The organism is Alteromonas portus, assembly GCF_005117025.1.
GTDB lineage: Bacteria > Pseudomonadota > Gammaproteobacteria > Enterobacterales > Alteromonadaceae > Alteromonas > Alteromonas portus.
On the sequence record NZ_SWCO01000002.1, the window covers coordinates 344,664 to 362,447 of the forward strand.

At 42.2% G+C, this 17,784-nt stretch carries 15 protein-coding genes; 5 read left to right on the top strand and 10 right to left on the bottom strand.

The annotated features are described in order from the left end of the window. Positions 1–76: 76 nt before the first annotated feature. Positions 77–475: a DUF3718 domain-containing protein gene (locus tag E5672_RS05575; protein ID WP_136781291.1), complete on the bottom strand. Its 399-nt coding sequence runs from the start codon at positions 473–475 to the stop codon at positions 77–79. A gap of 253 nt (positions 476–728) precedes the next feature. Here E5672_RS05575 and E5672_RS05580 point away from each other — a divergent pair, with 253 nt between their 5' ends. Beyond that, positions 729–2,972, top strand: a complete 2,244-nt coding sequence (locus tag E5672_RS05580) for a winged helix-turn-helix domain-containing protein (RefSeq protein WP_136781292.1) — start codon at positions 729–731, stop codon at positions 2,970–2,972. Here E5672_RS05580 and E5672_RS05585 read toward each other — a convergent pair. The 5 genes from E5672_RS05585 to E5672_RS05605 all read right to left on the bottom strand — a co-directional run bounded on the left by E5672_RS05585 (position 2,969) and on the right by E5672_RS05605 (position 7,209). Beyond that, a complete protein-coding gene (locus E5672_RS05585; protein ID WP_136781293.1) occupies positions 2,969–3,916 on the bottom strand; it encodes an amidohydrolase family protein in 948 nt (315 codons plus the stop codon). The genes E5672_RS05580 and E5672_RS05585 overlap by 4 nt on opposite strands. An 84-nt stretch (positions 3,917–4,000) precedes the next feature. Further along, the gene (locus E5672_RS05590) at positions 4,001–4,621 is read right to left on the bottom strand and encodes an outer membrane beta-barrel protein (protein ID WP_161569374.1); all 621 of its coding nucleotides are present in this window, start codon (positions 4,619–4,621) and stop codon (positions 4,001–4,003) included. A gap of 211 nt (positions 4,622–4,832) precedes the next feature. After that, positions 4,833–5,231 (bottom strand): DUF3718 domain-containing protein, encoded by a 399-nt coding sequence (locus tag E5672_RS05595; RefSeq protein ID WP_136781295.1) that lies wholly within the window; start codon positions 5,229–5,231, stop codon positions 4,833–4,835. A 333-nt stretch (positions 5,232–5,564) separates the two neighbouring features. Further along, a complete protein-coding gene (locus E5672_RS05600) occupies positions 5,565–6,521 on the bottom strand; it encodes a sugar-binding transcriptional regulator (protein ID WP_136781296.1) in 957 nt (318 codons plus the stop codon). Next, positions 6,514–7,209 carry an HAD family hydrolase gene (locus E5672_RS05605; RefSeq protein ID WP_136781297.1) on the bottom strand — a complete coding sequence of 232 codons (696 nt, stop codon included), beginning with the start codon at positions 7,207–7,209 and terminating at the stop codon, positions 6,514–6,516. Before E5672_RS05605 ends, E5672_RS05600 begins: the two co-directional genes overlap by 8 nt. Positions 7,210–7,668: 459 nt before the next feature. Here E5672_RS05605 and E5672_RS05610 point away from each other — a divergent pair, with 459 nt between their 5' ends. Together E5672_RS05610 and E5672_RS05615 are read left to right on the top strand one after the other, a co-directional pair. Next, positions 7,669–9,384, top strand: coding sequence for a purine-cytosine permease family protein (locus tag E5672_RS05610; protein ID WP_136781443.1), 1,716 nt, complete (start codon positions 7,669–7,671; stop codon positions 9,382–9,384). Positions 9,385–9,394: 10 nt separating this feature from the next. Further along, positions 9,395–10,912 (top strand): mannitol dehydrogenase family protein, encoded by a 1,518-nt coding sequence (locus E5672_RS05615; protein WP_136781298.1) that lies wholly within the window; start codon positions 9,395–9,397, stop codon positions 10,910–10,912. Between the two features lie 134 nt (positions 10,913–11,046). Here the strand turns inward: E5672_RS05615 and E5672_RS05620 are convergent, their stop codons facing one another. Beyond that, positions 11,047–11,439, bottom strand: coding sequence for a DUF3718 domain-containing protein (locus E5672_RS05620; protein WP_136781299.1), 393 nt, complete (start codon positions 11,437–11,439; stop codon positions 11,047–11,049). A 168-nt stretch (positions 11,440–11,607) separates the two neighbouring features. Further along, positions 11,608–12,510 (bottom strand): LysR family transcriptional regulator, encoded by a 903-nt coding sequence (locus E5672_RS05625; RefSeq protein WP_136781300.1) that lies wholly within the window; start codon positions 12,508–12,510, stop codon positions 11,608–11,610. A 230-nt stretch (positions 12,511–12,740) separates the two neighbouring features. Between E5672_RS05625 and E5672_RS05630 the strand changes: the two genes are divergently transcribed. Beyond that, the gene (locus tag E5672_RS05630; protein ID WP_136781301.1) at positions 12,741–13,190 is read left to right on the top strand and encodes a MaoC family dehydratase; all 450 of its coding nucleotides are present in this window, start codon (positions 12,741–12,743) and stop codon (positions 13,188–13,190) included. A gap of 199 nt (positions 13,191–13,389) precedes the next feature. Here E5672_RS05630 and E5672_RS05635 read toward each other — a convergent pair whose 3' ends face one another. Together E5672_RS05635 and E5672_RS05640 are read right to left on the bottom strand one after the other, a co-directional pair. Next, positions 13,390–13,554: an entericidin A/B family lipoprotein gene (locus E5672_RS05635; RefSeq protein ID WP_136781302.1), complete on the bottom strand. Its 165-nt coding sequence runs from the start codon at positions 13,552–13,554 to the stop codon at positions 13,390–13,392. Between the two features lie 17 nt (positions 13,555–13,571). Continuing rightward, the gene (locus E5672_RS05640) at positions 13,572–14,555 is read right to left on the bottom strand and encodes a mechanosensitive ion channel family protein (RefSeq protein ID WP_136781303.1); all 984 of its coding nucleotides are present in this window, start codon (positions 14,553–14,555) and stop codon (positions 13,572–13,574) included. Positions 14,556–14,966: 411 nt separating this feature from the next. On the opposite strand from E5672_RS05640, the gene E5672_RS05645 reads away from it, so the two are divergent. Then, positions 14,967–17,672 carry a TonB-dependent receptor gene (locus tag E5672_RS05645; protein ID WP_136781304.1) on the top strand — a complete coding sequence of 902 codons (2,706 nt, stop codon included), beginning with the start codon at positions 14,967–14,969 and terminating at the stop codon, positions 17,670–17,672. The last annotated feature ends 112 nt before the right edge of the window (positions 17,673–17,784 follow it).

A 17,784-nucleotide genomic window follows, 5' to 3' on the forward strand; every position in this document is an offset into this window, starting at 1 on the left:
AAGGGGGCCTCCAGTGCGGCGTCCTGCCGCTACCATGTTGAACTGATGTATCACATGGTGTGACTAATTTTTTGTATTAAATTCTGCCGTTAAGTTCAGCTGAAATAGGTGAGCTTTGTAAACCTTGCTCAGCAATCCAAGCTTGTAGTGTTTTGCCGTCAGACTCTGGCTGAGCCAAGTCTTTACTAGGCATTTTCTTTACAAGCAAAGTACCTACTTCGACTGCATTGTTTGTAATTGCCGTGCGAATAAGGCTTTGGCCATTGCATGAAATACCAGAGTAGTAGTCGCGAAGTTTTAGTTTGTAGTCCGACTGCACGCTACGCATTTTCTTGCGAAGTTCACCTTTGTCATCTGCCTGAACAATAGTGCAAATGTTTGCCAGTGCTTCGTTGATGTCATTAGCCTGAGCTGCGTTAGAGAAAGCTAAAGTAGATGCCGCAATTACTAGAGAAGTTTTAACGATTTTCAACATGGTTAAATTCCTTCGTTTGTTGTTTTTAAGATTATGTTTGTTCGTTGGAATGCATTAAACCCTAATCTAAGTTGTTGAAAAACATATACTGAAATAACGGGGTATAGTTTCCTATACGTGTAGGGGGAGAGGGACAATGAAAGATAGACTATACGAAAATGCATCATAATAACGTGCTATTTGTCATCTTGTTCAGTTGTATTATGTTATCCTAATGTTTCGGGTTTGCCGTTAAGTAAATGGAGAAAACGTCATGGATGCTTCTGCTTGCTTTAAATTAAATGGGTTCAAATTTAATCGCACAGAAAATACGGTTGAAAAAAGTGGCGTTGTCGTAAAACTCACTAATAAAGTTTCTGAAGTATTAGCATTGTTATTGAATGCGAATGACGAAGTGGTAACACGAGATATATTGCTACAGGAAGTTTGGCCCAATAGATTTGGAGCCGATGAATCGCTCTCGAGAGTTATTTCGGATCTGAGAAAAAAGCTAGAGTTACTGGAGCCAGGTCTGAGCTCAGCGATTGAAACTATTCCTAAACGTGGCTACAAATTCAATACATCAGTAATAAAAACAGACCCGAACGAAACTGTTAGTGTGAAAAAGCCTACTCCTTCAAATCGGCTTCGCTATATAGGTTTTGTTACAGCTACGCTTGTTATCGTGACGGTGCTAGGTGGCTATTTTTCTCGCAATACCCAAAAACTTGATCTAGCGCTCGATGGCGTTGCAGTGCTTACGTTTGACGACCTTTCTAATGAATCTAATTTAAAGAGCTTACCTGTTGGTATTACAGAAGAAATTCTTCAAATACTTGCGAGTGAAACTGATATGCGAGTCATTTCTCGCAAATCATCGCACTACTTTTCAGAACAAACATTACCTATCACAGAGGTTGCCAGAGAGTTGGGTGTACGCTTTTTAGTGGAAGGGACCATTCAGTACCACGACAGCCGTGTAAAAATATCAACAAGAATCATTGATGGCAAAAATGGAAAACTAATATCAAATGGGAGTTTTTCATTTGATGGCAGTGATATCTTCAACATACAGCGTGATGTAGCACGGAGTATAGCGTTGACGACATCATCACTGTCGATAGCCGTTCAACAGAATGATTCTGATAGCAGTATTAATTATAATGACCAATTACAATTTTTATCATTGAAAGCCAGCCTTTTAAATTTAGCGCCCGAAAATCTCGAAGCGTTACAAGAAGATGTCCAACAATTGGTGAAAAGAAATCCAGATTTCCAAGATGCACAATTCCTGCTTTCTAGCATTTTCAGTATACGCGCGAACTGGGTACAGATTGAAGAGGCAGTCGCACTGGAGATGTCATCGGCAATTTTAAAAGGCAAAGAAGAAGCAAATAAACTAAATGCATTATTCTGGTTCGCAAAAGCAATGATGATTAGCCCCAGGGCTACAACACCAAGAAGTGGAGATGCATCACTAGCACTCGAGTATTTCGAAAAAGCATTTAGCCTAGAGCCACACAATACGCTTATTTTAGAGTGGTACTTGGCAATATTGCAGGTGGCGGGAAAAGCGGATTACGCTAAACAACTTGCTGAGATGAAATTAGAGAGCGACCCATATAATGGCACATTGCTAAATGGGTTGGCTATGTATCACTACACCCATGGGCAGTATGAGTTATCTAGAAAGTATGCGTTGCGTTTAAGCGCCGTTGATCAAATAGGACCAGAGGGGCCAGCTCGATTAGCTTACATCCATGTAGTGAAAAATGAAATTGTTGAAACAGATGCACAAGCGCAGGAGTGCCTTGCGCGCAGTATTCGATTCATGAACTGTTGGGTTCATAAAGCTGAAGTTCATGAGTATACCGGTGAAAAGAAAGTTCTCAGTCAAATCCACGAGGTAATGAAGAAACTTGCACCACCAGTTACAAAAACATTAACTTTGCATGAGCTAAATCACAGTGAGTCTGAAAATAGAATCGAACGCATTGAAGCATATTTAAGTAGCGTTAAAGAATATGATTTCAACGTTGGCTTCTTTCCTCAAGTTTATTTGTATGCGGTATCTCAAGTGCCCAATGGACAGCAAGAACGCTATGTTGATCTTGCTTTGTCGAAAGTATCTAACGGTCAAGCTATCTTATTCAAAAAACTGCTTTATCCAAACGATGTAAGCAATGAACTCCCGATTGTCGAAGAGATTACGCGAGCGTTGGAGAATAATAATAGAAGTCGTTACTACGACTATTATCTAGCGCAGCTTTATACGCAAATGGGTCAATATAGTGATGCACTCGATATATTAGCTACTTTGATTAATGACAGATCTGTTCCGGTGAGCTTCGAGCGATTTTATGGAATTGAAAGTGATCCCTTCTTCCATAATATGAGGGACATACCAAGGTTTAAGATGCTTCTAGAAAAACATGAAGAAAATAAACTGGTATTAAAGATGGCCATTTCAGAGAACAATAAAACGGCCAACGTTATTGAAAAGGCTATGGCACTTTAACGCGTATTTTTTTTCGTTCTATGTTGGCTCATTTGTTTATTCGTTAGCCCCAAAAACTTGGCAGCGTTATTGTAGAAGATATCAGCTTTCTGCGTAAGGGTTAGTGCATCACTGTCATTGATCGTCGCTATTGCATCGTCAATAATATCGGGCCATACCATCTGGTCGCTCCCATACAAAATACGGTCCCCAAAACCCGAGTCAGTCAGTGCTAATATATAATTTATGACTTCTTTTTCTGGCAGGATCCAATTTACAACCGCAATATCAACATAGACATTGGGGTGCATGTATAAAAGTGATTTTAAGTCTTCGATAAAGGGCCAGCCACCATGCATTATATATAGTTTTAATTTCGGGTATTTCACTAACAGGTTTTCTATTTGACCCGGCGATGCATTATATGCACGCATTCCGCCCAACATCTCTGGCAAATAGTGCAAGCCAAAATTAGGGCCCCCAGGAAAAATATGTACTCCAATTGGCACACCGAGCTCTTCTGCAAGTTTGAAATAACGTTCAATTGAAGGGTGGTCTAATCTCTTACCCTCATAAAACGGCGCGAGTTCAGCGATAACATCTAAATAACCAAGCTCATGTTGCTTTTTTAGTATTGATGGCGGTTTCGCCGCATTGGCTACTAAAATCGTACTTGGCGCATCTTCCAGCCATAATTCACCAGTAGTTACTACTGCTTTCACAACATTGTATTTATGAAATCGTTGCAGTACTTCTTGTTTGAGATGCGCTGCGTTTTTCGCCGAACGGTAGGTTTTGCCTCGAAGCGTTGGTGGATGTTCCAGACCAAACAATGGACTATCGTCTTCATAAGCGTGAACATGTACATCAATGATAGGACCCATATACTTTGACGCAGAATAAGCCGATAAAGAGAAAAAGGTGAATATGAGGGCAGTCGTGAACATTGTGTTTGGGATAGCCATAAGCTTTTATCCAATTAGAAGTTCTATTGAAAAAATTATGCAAATAAACGCCGAGGCGACTAAATTAATCGCCTCCAAAGTATTTTAGAAGCGGTATGCTATTGATGCTGACCATGTTGATAAGTCAACTTCCCCAGTACCACCTAAGTCGCCATTTGAGTATTGAAAGTACTCAAGCCCAACTAAAATGTTTTCAGATAAATTCCAGTTTACTCCAGCGCCATAAGAGAACTCATTACTGTAATTTTCTCTATCAAACTTAGGCCCATCGGGTAAAAATGCCGTTAAAACAATGTTTGTCGTTGTGCCCACCATTACATAGGGGGAAAGTGTTTGATCTGCCAAAAATCTATAACCAATAGATGCGTTAGTTAAACCATCGAGTTCTATGTCTAGACCTCTTACTGTTTCTCCACCTCGTGGGGTAACTCGACTTTCTGATTTTGAAAAGCCCTTTCCATGACGTAATTCGACAAAAACTCCATTGTCGAAAACATAACGCATTTGAGCGAAAGCCAAATCGATATCTACCTCTGCTTCTATGTCTACTATTGAACCATCCGGTGTACACGCACACTGATCATAATTTTTAGGTTTACTTGTGCCTAAACTAAGTCCTACCTCTATATTTGCTAGTGCATTAAAAGAAGAGAGGGCTGTGCAAGTGAATAGAGCTATAAGCTTTTTGTTGAGTGAAGTTTTCATTTTTATCTCCATGAATAGTATTTGCCTTAATGGCAACAAAATCATGGACGTATAGCACTAACAAAACCTTTCTTTTTTCTGAAGAAAGCCTGAGTTAAGGTTGATATTTTTTTGAAATACAAAGAAAAAGGCCCCGTAGCAGAGGGGCCTTCCAGTGCAGCATTCGCTGCCACCATGTTGAATCGGTTCACATGGTAATGTGAATGAGTAATTAAATTCGTTCGTTAAGCTCAGCTGAAATTGGAGAGCTTTGTAACCCTTGTTCTGCAATCCATGCTTGTAGTGTTTTACCGTCAGACTCAGGCTCAGATAAATCTTTACTTGGCATTTTCTTTACAAGCAGTGTACCTACTTCTACCGCATTGTTAGTTAGCGCAGTTCTAATTAGACTCTGTCCGCCGCATGACACACCAGAGTAATAATCACGTAGCTTCAATTTAAAGTCAGACTGTACGCGACGCATTTTTTTACGTAATTCGCCTTTATCATCAGCTTGAACAATGGTGCAAATGTTCGCTAGTGCTTCATTTACATCATCAGCTTGTGCGGTATTTGAAAAGGCTAGTGTAGATGCAGCAATGACCAGAGAAGTTTTAACAATTTTCAACATGGTTAAATTTCCTTCGTTTCTTACGTTTTATTAATCGGTTTGTTTGTTCGGGATTAATTAAAAAACAATCAAAGTGATTAAAAAACATTCTCTAAAATAACCACGTATATGGGGTAATACCTTATACTAAAGATGTAAATAGACTAGAGTTTGCTATAGCCTTTAGTATTAAAGGGCTGAGAGGGAAGCACACCCGGCAAAGTGGGTGATTGAAAAAGCGTCAAAAAAACAGCATTGAAGCTGTTTTTTTTATTTTATGACAAGCAAGAGCGAGCTATTGTTTGTATTTACCAAGCAAATCTGTCTCTATGTGATGCCCATCGGTTACCTTGTTTACAACCCAAGTAAGGCTGTTGCTGTGCGCTCTGTTGTAATGAGGCCGTTTAAAAACTTAGAGCGGAGCGCGCCTCTTATCGCTTTAAACTTATTATCGCCTGCGGCTACACCAATAACTGGTTTTTCTGGCGTTGCTTTAAGCTTAAAGCTGGTCACTCTTTCATTAATATCGCATTTAATAAGTGCGCCTTCTTCATTGAAAATCCAACTTATTATTTCGCCACTCGCGCCAGAGTCGCCGAGTATGGCTAACTCGTTGTCATCAATAAATCCGTCTTTGTAAAGTGGCGATACGCTACCTAGATTACCAATACCAACGAAACTAATGTCTGCTTGCTCGGCAAGTGAATGAATGCGAGAAATGTGTTGTTGTTGCTGCCAAACCTCTCGCTCGGCTTTACAAGACGCAATAACAGGGGTTGGCATAGGATAATGCTGTGCCTTGACACGATCGGCAACTCGCACGGCAACATCATAGCGAGTCGCTTCTCCGTTATCAGCGATGTTGCCTACTAAAGACACGATTTTATGCTGAGGACAGTGAAGAATAGACAATTCATCTGCACATGCACGAAGCACTCGTCCTGTGCCAAAGGCAATGGTCTGCGGAGCATCAAACTTCAGCGCCCGCTCTATTGCAGCGGCACCCGCTTGCCCGAGCCCTTGAGTAGAATTAGGATCGTCGTCTACGTTGGGCACCACGTCGCAGAATGTGAGTCCAAACTTTTCTTTAATACCTTGCGCTAATTCCATGCATCGGGCGATAGGGTGCTCTAAACGCACCTTAACCAACCCCTCTGACACCGATAACGCAACAAGCCGTTGCGCACTTTGACGTGATGTTTTCAGTGTTTTTGCAATTTCATCTTGGGTCTTCCCACCGACATAATACATCCAACCTGCTCGTGCGGCTTCATCTAGTTTGTTGAGTTCGTTTTGTGCTTTTTTACTCATTTATTTTTCTCGCGTTAAAAAGGTCAGGGATGTAAGCATTGAATTCGTCCCATGAATTTAGCGTGTTAGCCTTGGATGAAAAATTAGTTTCGCTACAGTCAAGTAAATGTGAGCCGCCTTTATAATGAAAGTATGGCATCTTGGCTGCTACTGCGGCGGCTAAACCTGGTTTTGAATCTTCAATAACTAAGCAGTTCTCGGGTTTGACATTCATCTTTTTAGCAGCGTACAAAAACAAGTCTGGGGCTGGTTTGCCTTTTTCTACCATAGAGCGCGTAAAAATACGCTTCTCAAAGTAAGAGAGGAGTTCTGTACCGTTAAGTGCTTTCATTGTTCTTTCAAGTGAGCTGCTGGTCGCGACACAATATAGAACGTTTAGTGCTTGAAGGTTTGATAGTACATCATTGATACCGGGTGTTCGTCGTAACGAGTTCTCAAACTTTCTGAAGAGCAGTGCCTGAAAATCCGCTTTTATTGCTGTAGTCAACTCAAGAGAAAAATCCTTATTCACTACCCATTCTACGTGTTCCATACTCTTGCCAAGGAAATGTTCAATAAAATATGGCTTAGTTAATGAAACGCCGTAGTTTGTTAGCACTTCCTGCCAAGATTCCATGGATAGCACTTCGCTATCAATAAGCACGCCATCACAATCAAAGATTACGAGTTCCACGGTATTTGGTTGCAAAAAGTATTTTTCCTTTTAATAACTGCTACTAAGCTGGGGATATCCGTGACAAAACCGAATACACCTCTTTATGTTAGGTTTAGACGTATACAGTGAAGTAACGTGAACATTTGCCTAAGTGTAAAGTAATTGATGCTCTGCTTTCTACCTTTTAAAAAAGATTCGTTAAGGAGATTAAAAGAAGTCGGCCCAGTGTTCAATTTATTAACAATTATGGCAGTGCCAAATTCCCGTAAGTTCAACAATATAGACGTTTTAGCGCGCAACGTTGGCGAAAAAATAGCAAATGTATAAGTGTTAAAAGTATGCCTAAACGTCACATTGTTTTGTTAATAGGTGTTTACAATTCCATTTCCTTATGCAAATATTCACGCAAATGAGATATGTCCCAAGTTATGAGCGAATGCTCAAATGCGTAATTTGACTAAGGGGCTAACACCTACAACACGAGATTTGAAGATGAAGTCAACGTCGAGCGATATTGATATTTCACAAGTAAGCGATGAACAACTGCCCGTCGCTAAACATAAGTTAAAAGGCTGGAAACATTTCATGGGCTTATACGCCGGTGAACATGTTGCCGCCACTGAATTTGTATTCGGTGCAACCTTTGTTGCACTTGGCGCATCCATGACCGACATTTTGTTGGGCTTACTCATCGGTAACTTACTCGCCGTTCTAAGCTGGACGCTAATTACTACGCCTATCGCTGTAGAAACTCGTTTAAGCCTGTATTCTTATCTTCAGAAAATAGCCGGCGATTCGATGACCAAGCTCTATAACTGGGCAAATGTGGTTATATTTACAGTGATATCGGCCGCTATGATCACTGTATCGGCAACGGCCGTGCGTTTTGCGTTAAATATACCTGCACAGTTAAATTGGTATCCGACAAATCTAGCCTTTGTTGCCGTGGTACTTGCTGTGGGCGTCATTGTTGTTTTTGTTGCTATGTATGGGTTTAACGCCGTATCAGATTTCTCACGTATTTGCGCACCGTGGTTGTTCACCATGTTCATTTGCGGCCCGCTTATTCTTATGCCCGCGCTTGCTGAGTCTGTAATAGGGCAAACGTTTCTAACATCTTGGGATGACTTTATGCATATCGGTAGTACATCGGTATGGACGGGGCTAACTCAAAGCGGTGAACCAGGTATTGGTTTATTAGAAGTTATTGGCTTCTCGTGGGCAGCAAACACCATAACGCATTTTGGCCTTATTGATATGGCGCTGCTGCGTTTTGCTAAGCGCAAACGCTACGGTCTTTGCACATCTGCGGGCATGTTATTCGGTCACTACGTTGCTTGGATTTCAGCGGGTATTATGGGCGCAGGAACAGCGGTTATTGTACAAAAATCTATCGTTGAGTTAGACCCAGGTGACGTGGCTTTCCATGCATTAGGTTTGTCTGGGCTTGTCATCGTAATCGTAGCCGGCTGGACCACTGCAAATGCAAACCTTTACCGTGCAGGGCTTGCGGCACAAGCTATTTTTAAAGATAAATCACGCACTAAAACCACTGCGATTGTTGGTATGGTTACAGTTGCCATTGCGTGCTTCCCATTCGTATTCACTAAATTATTGCCGCTGTTGACATATGCAGGGTTACTAGTTGTTCCCGTAGGCGCAATTGTGTTTGCTGAACACATGATTTTCCCTCGTATAGGATTTACTCGTTATTGGGCGCATTACCAAAGCCTTACTCACAGTACACCAGCGGTAGCTAGCTGGGGACTGGGACTCGTGTTCGGTTTTGGTTTGAATGCCTTAGATGTTATGTCTTTCTATTATTTATTTATCCCTACGTGGTTCTTCACCATTGCAGTGTATACAGCTCTGGCCGCGAAATATGGCGCAAAGAAAACATATCCCGAGCAAGAAGCACAGTTAAATGCTTTTGATGCCCGTGTTGAAGCGCATCAGCAGCAAGAAGCAGATTTAGCAAGCGATCACGTTGAAGATATCAGCGCCGTTTCTAAACTATTACGCTTAACTTCAGTGGCTAGCTTGGTTGTTTCTATAGCACTGGCATTTAAAACATTTTCTTTTAGTGACACGCTCACTGTGTATGAGTCGAACCGAGATTTATTCTTCAACGTTGGTTTCGCGTGCACGGTTATCTATTTCGTTACTGCGTATTGGGCGATGCGTCGCCAAAAAGCGCTACAAAGCTAATAAGGTTCTTATGCAATCTCAAACGTCTATTTTATTGAACAGAGCGAACTTATCGTCGTTACCCAGTGACGTTATGCGTCCAGCTTATGATGTGGAGAATGTTCAAACAGGTATTGTTCACATTGGTGTGGGTGGTTTTCATCGTGCGCATGAAGCCATGTACGTAGACAGATTAATGGCAAAAACCGGCGATTTGTCGTGGGGTATTTGCGGTGTCGGCCTTCGCGAAAATGACCGTGCCATGAAAAAAGTGTTCGACGAGCAAGATAACCTTTATACCTTGGTTGAAAAGCACAATGACGGCGCTCGCAGTGCATCAGTGATTGGCGCAATGACAGGTTTTCTAATGGCACCGGACGATCCGCAAGCAGTCATTGAAAAAATGGCTGAGCCCGAAGTACGCATCGTATCTTTGACCATTACAGAAGGTGGATACAACTTTGATGCGTCTACAGGAGAGTTCATTACTACGAACCCCGATGTAATTCACGATATTGAAAACCCTAAACAACCTAAGTTGGTTTTTGGTTATTTAGTTGCTGCGCTTAAAAAGCGTAAGGAAAGCAATATCAAGCCGTTTACTGTTATGTCGTGTGACAATATCCAACATAATGGTCATGTGCTTAAGAAGATGTTGCTTGCGTACATTGAGTTGTTCGATCAATCTTTTGCGACCTGGGTAAATGAAAACGTAAGTTTTCCTAACTCGATGGTAGATAGAATAACGCCTGCAACAACCAGCGAAGATATCGTTACGTTAGAAGCTCATGGCGTAAAAGACAGTTGGCCAGTGGTATGTGAACCTTTCGACCAATGGGTTATTGAAGATGACTTCTGTAACACCAAGCCTTCTTTCGACGTTGTTGGCGCACAATTTGTAAACGATGTGGCGCCTTACGAAAAGCTTAAGCTTCGCATGCTCAATGCGGGGCATTCTGTGTTGGGACTAGTTGGTTCGGTTGCTGGCCTTAGTACTATCCATGAAAGCGTAGAAGCGGTGCAGCTTAAGCAACTACTGTCTGTTTTCATGGAAAAGGAAGTCATGCCGACGTTGGATAAGGTTGAAGGGATTGATGTATTTGATTATCGCGATACGTTACTTTCGCGATTTTCAAACCCTTTCATAAAGGATACGCTAGCACGTATTTGCCTTGAAAGCTCTGCCAAATTACCGGTATTTCTACTGCCAACAGTAAGAGATAACCTGGCTGCGGGGCGTGACGTAAGCATTAGTGCGCTAGTGGTAGCTTGCTGGGCATATTACTCTGATAAGCACGCGTCGCAAGATGGGAAGCCTCTGGAAATCAATGACGTTCTAGCTGACAAGCTACATAAAGCAGCAAAAGAAAATGAAGTTGATGCGCTTAGCTTTCTTAAGCTAGATGAGGTGTTTGGTGAATTAGCTAAAAATGAAGTGTTTGCGGGTTGCTACCACTCTCATTTAGAGCGCATATATCAAAACGAGCCTGTGCTTTTGTTAAGTGAAGAACTTGCTAAATCCAAGCTTGCTATGGCAAAAGCTAGTTAGAAATGAAAAGAGGGTAGTGCGCTACCCTCTTTTTTTGTGTCTGCTACAAAGAAAAAAGCGACCCGAAGGTCGCTTCTTAAAGTGCAGATTTCTCTGCAACCATGTTGAACTGGTTCACATGGCGTGAAACTGTTTTACAGTCGGTCGTTGAGCACCGCTGCAATTGGGTTATCTTGTAAGCCGTTTTCGGCAACCCAAGCCTGTAACGTTTTACCGTCAGCTTCAGGTGCCTGTAAATCGCTCTTTGGCATTTTCTTTACCAACAATTCACCAGCCTCTACAGCATTATTCAGAAGAGCCGTGCGGATAAGGCTATTACCACTGCAACTAATGCCTGAATAATAGTCTTTTAGCTTCATGCGGTAATCTGACTCTACAGAACGCATTTTCTTACGTAGTTCGCCTTTATCGTCCGCTTGTACAATAGTACAAATGTTTGCAAGCGCCTCGCTCACATCAGCCTGTGCCACGCCCGATACACCAAGTGTCGCTGCGATAACAAGAGAAGTTTTAACGATTTTCAACATGGTTAATTCCTCAAGTATTTTAATTCTTTGTTTATTCGTTGGCGCTGATTAAACGCGAAAATATAAGGCTTGAAAAGAATGGGGGTAATACTTAGGTATAGTGTTCTATAAGTATGCTGTAACCAAAAAAACGCCCCAATGGGGCGTTCAATATTTGTTGAATGAAGGCTAATGGGGTTTAAAGTTACTCGCGACTTCCATTATTTGTTCGCGCATCCACATATGAGCATAGTCGTGGTCTGCGCTTACATGCCAATACAAAAAATATTCCACTGCGGGAAGGTCAAATGGCATTTCGTATATGGCAAGGTCGTAGTGTTTGGCCAAATGAAAAGGTAAACATGCTATCAAGTCTGTTTTCACAATCGTACTGGGTACCGTTAAAAAGTGCTGACCACGCATGACCTCTTTTCTTCTCTTTCCCATTTTGTCTAAGGCGATATCAATCGGACCGGCTCCCGACTTACGTTGAGATACGTTGATATGACCTAAACGCAAAAATGTATCTAAGTCTAATCCGTTTTTAAGCGCTGGGTGATTTTTTCGAGCGAGCACCACAAATCGATCTTGTGCGATTTTTTCTTTGCAAAGGTGTGGATCGGTAAAAGTTGATGCATCGGCGAAAAAATCTAATGTTCCTGCTGCCATAGCGGATACTACTTGGCTTCTAGGTATTTCATAGTTGGTCAAGCCGATATTGGGGGCAAGATTCTGAAGTCGAGCAACTAAGCGCGGCATAATGCTAGCTTCAAGTAGATCTCTACTTGCAAAATTGAATGATTTTTCAGCGGTTAAGGGGTCGAAGGTATGACTTTCCTGAACGCTTTTTCGCAGTAACGCCAATGCCTGACGCGCAGGCACAATAATGTTTTGGGCTACAGGTGTTGGTGTCATGCTGTGGCCAGTACGAACAAATAGCGGGTCGTTTAACATTTCTCTCAACCTTGCAAGAGAGTTACTTACCGCGGGCTGGGTAATGCATAAGACATCTGCTGCCTTGGTTAAGCTTCCTGCCGTATAAATGGCGTCGAATACTGCGAAAAGGTTCAAATCGATTCTATTGAGATTCATAACTAATCCTTTAAGAGCGAGTGCCCTGAAAATAGCCGATAGATGAAAAGGCGCTGATTTACACTATTGTGTTTTTGACCAACACTCCGATAACGTGCTACATAGCATCTACGAATAATTTACGTTAGTGTAACAAGAATATTTATAAATACCTATTATTAAAAGTTAATTGAAGTATTCAAGCTAATAATAGTAGGTTGGTCGCTAATAAACAGAGATTGGACTTGAAAATGCAAACACTTTTAGATTTGTCAGTGGGGGAATCACTGGAGCAGCCTGAATGGTTAACAGTAACACAGGAAATGATTAATCAGTTTGCCGATGCAACAGGAGATCATCAGTGGATCCATTTGGATACAGCACGTTGTGAAACGCAAAGCCCGTTTAAAACAACAATTGCTCACGGCTTTCTTACTGCCAGTCTTATGCCTAAGGCATTCGCAGAGGTCATAGCCCCAAGTGACCGCATTGCGTCGATGATTAACTACGGAATAGACACATTACGGTTTCTTGAACCGGTGAAAAGCAACGATGCAGTTAAATATCAATTCAAACTTGTAGAAATTAGCGAAAAACCTCAAGGGAAGTTGTTCAAAGTTGAGGCAAGTTGCTTACTTAAGTCAAGTGGCAAACCGGCGCTGGTGGGAGGTTTTTTAATGCTAGCGGTACTTAAGCCGTAACGGCGCACTTACAAGACCAAGCGTATGAGTATTAGTCTTTACTGACTGCCTACAACAAGGTAAACAAACTTGCGTATAAGGCGCTTGATTGTGGGTTAAAATCAATACAAATAAATACTGTGAAAGCCCGATGCTTTTTAACTTTCTCAAAAAGCATCGGGTTTATTTTTGCAACTTACTTATGCAATTGGATTACTTCTTAATTAGATGCTTCCTCAGCACCTTCTTCCACTGCTTCACCTGCGCTTTGAATATCCTTACCTGCGCCCTCTATTGTCGCGCAGCCACCTAAAATCCCGAAGCTTGCTGTGATTAGCATGGCTAACAGTACGTGTTTTAGCGATTTTGAATGTAACATTTCCATTTGTTTCTCCTTTAAATTTACTCTTCTGCAGGCTGCTCTGGGTTTTCACCTGCTTTTACATCAGACTGCTGGGTTGATGAACTGGGTTTGCTATTAACACCTTGCTCGTTATGCTTTTTGAGCATGGTATTTAATTTGTCACCACCTTTGGCATTAAAATCCAAAGTTCTAATTGGGAACGGAATAAGTATGTCGTTGTTTTCAAGTACCGTTTTAACCGTATTGATAGCGTCATGTCTTACTACCATGAATCCAGGTTCGCCCGGGTAGCGGATCCAAAACCACAGCAATAAATTGATACTTGAGTCACCGAAAGATTCTGCGTAAACGGCGGTTTCATCTTTCTTTATCACGTAGTCTTTTTCGTTCATAGCATCGGTTATAACCTCTGCTGCTTTCTCAATATCGTCAGCGTAAGAAATGCCAACCGGAACTTCTATACGTCGGTAACCAAGATATGAATAATTGGTCAAAATATTGCGAAAGAGAATTTTATTTGGGATCACTTCAAGTTGGCCATAAAAGGTTTCAACTAGCGTGTTGCGCAAATTTATTTCTTTTACGTTACCAAAAACGCCTTCAGCCTCAATAACGTCTCCAATATCAAATGGTTTTCTTATCCCCATTGCTATGCCGGCAATGAAATTTTCTGTCATGTCTTGGAATGCGAAACCAATCGCCAAGCCAACAATACCTGCACCAGCAAGAAGAGAGGTAACCGTGCCTTTGAGGCCTACAAAATCTAGGGCTATGAATATACCGGCAACGAGCACTATTGCCTTAATGATAGAGGTTAGCAGACCGGCGATTTGACGAGATTCAAACGTTCGACGCATCAGCTTGCCAACCACATTACCAACCATTTTCGCTATAACGCCAAATAGCATCGCGATAAGGAAGGCAACGACAATATTAGGAAGAAGGGTGATCGCGCCTTCTATCCAGCTTTCAAGCTTTCCACTTAATAGCTTGTACACCTCATCAATCTTTGGAAAGTCCATAGACCTCATTACCATTTACTTATGTATGACTAGCTCGCTTCAAGAAGTATTCCGGTGATCTAATTTTTTCTAAGTTATTGATTAATAGTGCTTATGTTTATTTGGGGGTTTCTTTGTACAAGAACAACAGTGAATAAATTACGCACTTAGAGAAACATCTTCTCACTGACTAAAGAATTAGGTCTTGGGTGTTTTAGCCTTAAGTCTATCTGGTCTGACCATGTGTAAAATTAATGTAAACATATTATTCACAATAAATTTACAAAAATAAAATTCGGGCATAGTATCAATCATGTAAGCCAACATTTTGTTGTTTACAAACAATAACAACACGAAATCGAACAGCCTGTTGCTAGCGGAAAGTGTGGGTAGTAGTGCCGGTAGTGATAAGCCCAGATTTGGAATCACACTATGAAATTTAAAACGCGTAAGACAGCAGTTGCCGCCATGGTGGGTACTGCTTTATTTTGCTCTCCTTATATCGCATCAGCCCAAGAATCTGACGTTGAGTCTGAGCAAGAAGCTAAGAAAGACGTTGAACTTATTCTCGTTACCGGAAGTTTCGTTCGCAGAAGCGAAAACTTTGAATCTCCATCGCCGCTTGCGGTTGTCGATAGCGTTGCCATTGATGCTATTGGTGCCAAAAATATCGCAGACATTACACAGACGCTCACAATCAATACAGGCGCAGAAAACAACCCCGATGCTTTCACTCAGAACGCTACGGCGGGCACGTCAAACATCAACCTTCGCGGTTTAGGTGTGGCATCGACCTTGGTGCTTCTTAATAACAAACGTCAGGTTGTTACCGCGCAGCCTACAAATGAAGGGTTAAACTTCGTTGACACAAGCTCATTGGTTCCAATGATAGCCATCGATAGAATGGAAGTGGTAAAAGACGGTGCATCTGCTTTGTATGGCTCAGATGCCGTGGCTGGTGTGGTTAACTTTATCACCAAGCGCAACTATGACGGCGCTATGGTTACTGCCGACTACCAAGATGGTGCGCACGGCGACAACAAAGAATATATTTTACAAGGACTATGGGGCGCAACAGGTGACAATGGGAGCGTACTGGCTGCGATCAGTTATACTAATCGCTCTCCATTATTTCTAAGCGATAGGCGCTTAAGTCGACCAGAAGACGACACCAGTGCATTGGGTAACCCCGGCTCTTTCTTTTTAAATATTCCAGGAGCAGGTCCGTTACCAATTATTGACCCCTACGGCTGTGAAGAGTTTGGAGGTTCGCCAAACTTACTAGCACCTAGCGGCACTATACCTGGCTTAGAGGTTGGTTTTTGCGGTTTTGATTTCGGTAAGTTCTATTCCTACGTAGCTGACGAAAGCAGAACTAATGCCTACGTGCGCGCCGACTATGAATTTGATAACGATATTACCTGGACAGCTGAATTCAGTACTGCGAGAAACCGCGCTGAGCGCGGCGGTGCTCCAAGTTTTCCTATTCTGACTTCGCCCATTGTCCCTGATTATCACCCACAAAACCCGTTTGGTCAGTCAGTGGCATTTTTTGGTCGCGCCGAAGGTAATGGGTTTTCCGGTGACCCAGCAAACACTGAATCAGATACCTTACGCTTTAGCACCAGTTTACAAGGTGTAACTGACTCTGGGTTCTGGGAAGTGAGCTACACCCGCGCAGTGAACGATTTTGTATTTAAAGTGCCTGATGTACTTAATACCGAGTTCCAATTGGCACTTTATGGGCTTGGTGGTTCAAATTGCGATCCGATTGCGGGTTCGCCAGGTGTTGGAGACTGTCAGTTCTTTAACCCGTTTGCTAATTCTTATACAACCGCACCGAACTCAGACTATGTAGTAAGCTCGTTTACCGGCACTGAGGTTATTGATTCAAAGGCCGATCTTGAAGTGTTCGAAGCGTTTACATCGTTCGATGTATTTGAAATGGGTGGCGGATTTGCCGCATTAGCACTTGGCGTGCAATATCGTGAAAATCAGCTGAGCCAAGACTACGATGACCTTGCTAACCAAGACAGTTTTACATTCGTTATCGGTAACCCTGATATTGATGGCAGTCAAGATGTATGGGCGGCCTTTGGTGAGCTTGCCTTGCCAATTAACGATGAGTTAGACGTTCAATTGGCAGTGCGATATGAAGATTACGGCGGCTCGATAGGCAGCACGGTTGACCCTAAACTGGCGATATCATGGCGTGCTACTGATGAGTTCTCGCTGCGCGGATCTATATCTACGTCGTTTAGAGCACCAACAGTATTCTTAGCGCAGGGCGGTGCAACATCATTGCAGCAGCTTATCGACCCTGTTCAAGGTGCAGTTGCGTTCGTGGCAGTGAGAACATCGGGTAATGAGGACTTAAAACCAGAAGAGTCGACCGCGTATAACGTTGGTTTCTCTTATGAACCATTCAGAGACTTCTCTATCGAGGTGGATTATTGGAACTTTGAGTTTGAGGACCTGATAATCCAAGAAAACGCGCAAGCTGTGCTTAACGAAGACCCAACTAACACCGACCGCGTAGTGCGGGCGGGCGACCCTTTGACAGGCCCTGTACTTCAGATAAACAATACGTATGTTAATGCAAGTTCATTGGAAACGTCAGGTTTAGACTTCGTTACCAGCTACAAGATAGAGACAGACTTTGGCAACTTTACGCCTACGTTAAATGCCACCTACATTACGAAGTACGACTTGATGGATCCACAAGCGGGTAACATCGATGGCGCTGGACGTCGTAATTTCAATAACATTGGTGTGTCTTCACCTGAACTACGCGCTAATTTAGGGCTTGCGTGGCAAAACGATATTCATGCTGCGAATATTTTCCTACGTTATATCTCGTCATATGACGACGATCAAAACTGTGCGGACGGTACGGCTAACGTGGGAGGCTGCTCTAATGGCTTTTACGAAGTGGATAGTCACTTAACGGTAGATGCACAATACAATATTGATTTAGGTGGTTTGTATGACACTGAGCAAAGTTACGTATTAACATTAGGTGCCATCAACTTGTTTGATGAGGAACCGCCTCAGTTATTTACCAACAGTGGTTTCGACTCTAAAGTTCACGACCCAAGAGGTCGACAAATCTATGCGCGCTTAGCGATTGAGTTTTAACTGACCAATTAATAAAACGTCTAGCCTGCCTTTGGCGATAGCTTAAAAGGCAGGCTTTTTTGTAAACTATAGCCTCCACACTTTTTCCTATTTTATCTCTCTTAATTTTTCA

What these genes read in the sequence shown, in the direction of transcription:
- E5672_RS05600 (WP_136781296.1), bottom strand. Translation starts at nt 6,521, where the DNA reads ATGAGTAAAAAAGCACAAAACGAACTCAACAAACTAGATGAAGCCGCA.
- E5672_RS05585 (WP_136781293.1), bottom strand. Translation starts at nt 3,916, where the DNA reads ATGGCTATCCCAAACACAATGTTCACGACTGCCCTCATATTCACCTTT.
- E5672_RS05635 (WP_136781302.1), bottom strand. Translation starts at nt 13,554, where the DNA reads ATGGAAATGTTACATTCAAAATCGCTAAAACACGTACTGTTAGCCATG.
- E5672_RS05630 (WP_136781301.1), top strand. Translation starts at nt 12,741, where the DNA reads ATGCAAACACTTTTAGATTTGTCAGTGGGGGAATCACTGGAGCAGCCT.
- E5672_RS05620 (WP_136781299.1), bottom strand. Translation starts at nt 11,439, where the DNA reads ATGTTGAAAATCGTTAAAACTTCTCTTGTTATCGCAGCGACACTTGGT.
- E5672_RS05610 (WP_136781443.1), top strand. Translation starts at nt 7,669, where the DNA reads ATGAAGTCAACGTCGAGCGATATTGATATTTCACAAGTAAGCGATGAA.
- E5672_RS05640 (WP_136781303.1), bottom strand. Translation starts at nt 14,555, where the DNA reads ATGGACTTTCCAAAGATTGATGAGGTGTACAAGCTATTAAGTGGAAAG.
- E5672_RS05575 (WP_136781291.1), bottom strand. Translation starts at nt 475, where the DNA reads ATGTTGAAAATCGTTAAAACTTCTCTAGTAATTGCGGCATCTACTTTA.
- E5672_RS05590 (WP_161569374.1), bottom strand. Translation starts at nt 4,621, where the DNA reads ATGAAAACTTCACTCAACAAAAAGCTTATAGCTCTATTCACTTGCACA.
- E5672_RS05615 (WP_136781298.1), top strand. Translation starts at nt 9,395, where the DNA reads ATGCAATCTCAAACGTCTATTTTATTGAACAGAGCGAACTTATCGTCG.
- E5672_RS05645 (WP_136781304.1), top strand. Translation starts at nt 14,967, where the DNA reads ATGAAATTTAAAACGCGTAAGACAGCAGTTGCCGCCATGGTGGGTACT.
- E5672_RS05625 (WP_136781300.1), bottom strand. Translation starts at nt 12,510, where the DNA reads ATGAATCTCAATAGAATCGATTTGAACCTTTTCGCAGTATTCGACGCC.
- E5672_RS05580 (WP_136781292.1), top strand. Translation starts at nt 729, where the DNA reads ATGGATGCTTCTGCTTGCTTTAAATTAAATGGGTTCAAATTTAATCGC.
- E5672_RS05595 (WP_136781295.1), bottom strand. Translation starts at nt 5,231, where the DNA reads ATGTTGAAAATTGTTAAAACTTCTCTGGTCATTGCTGCATCTACACTA.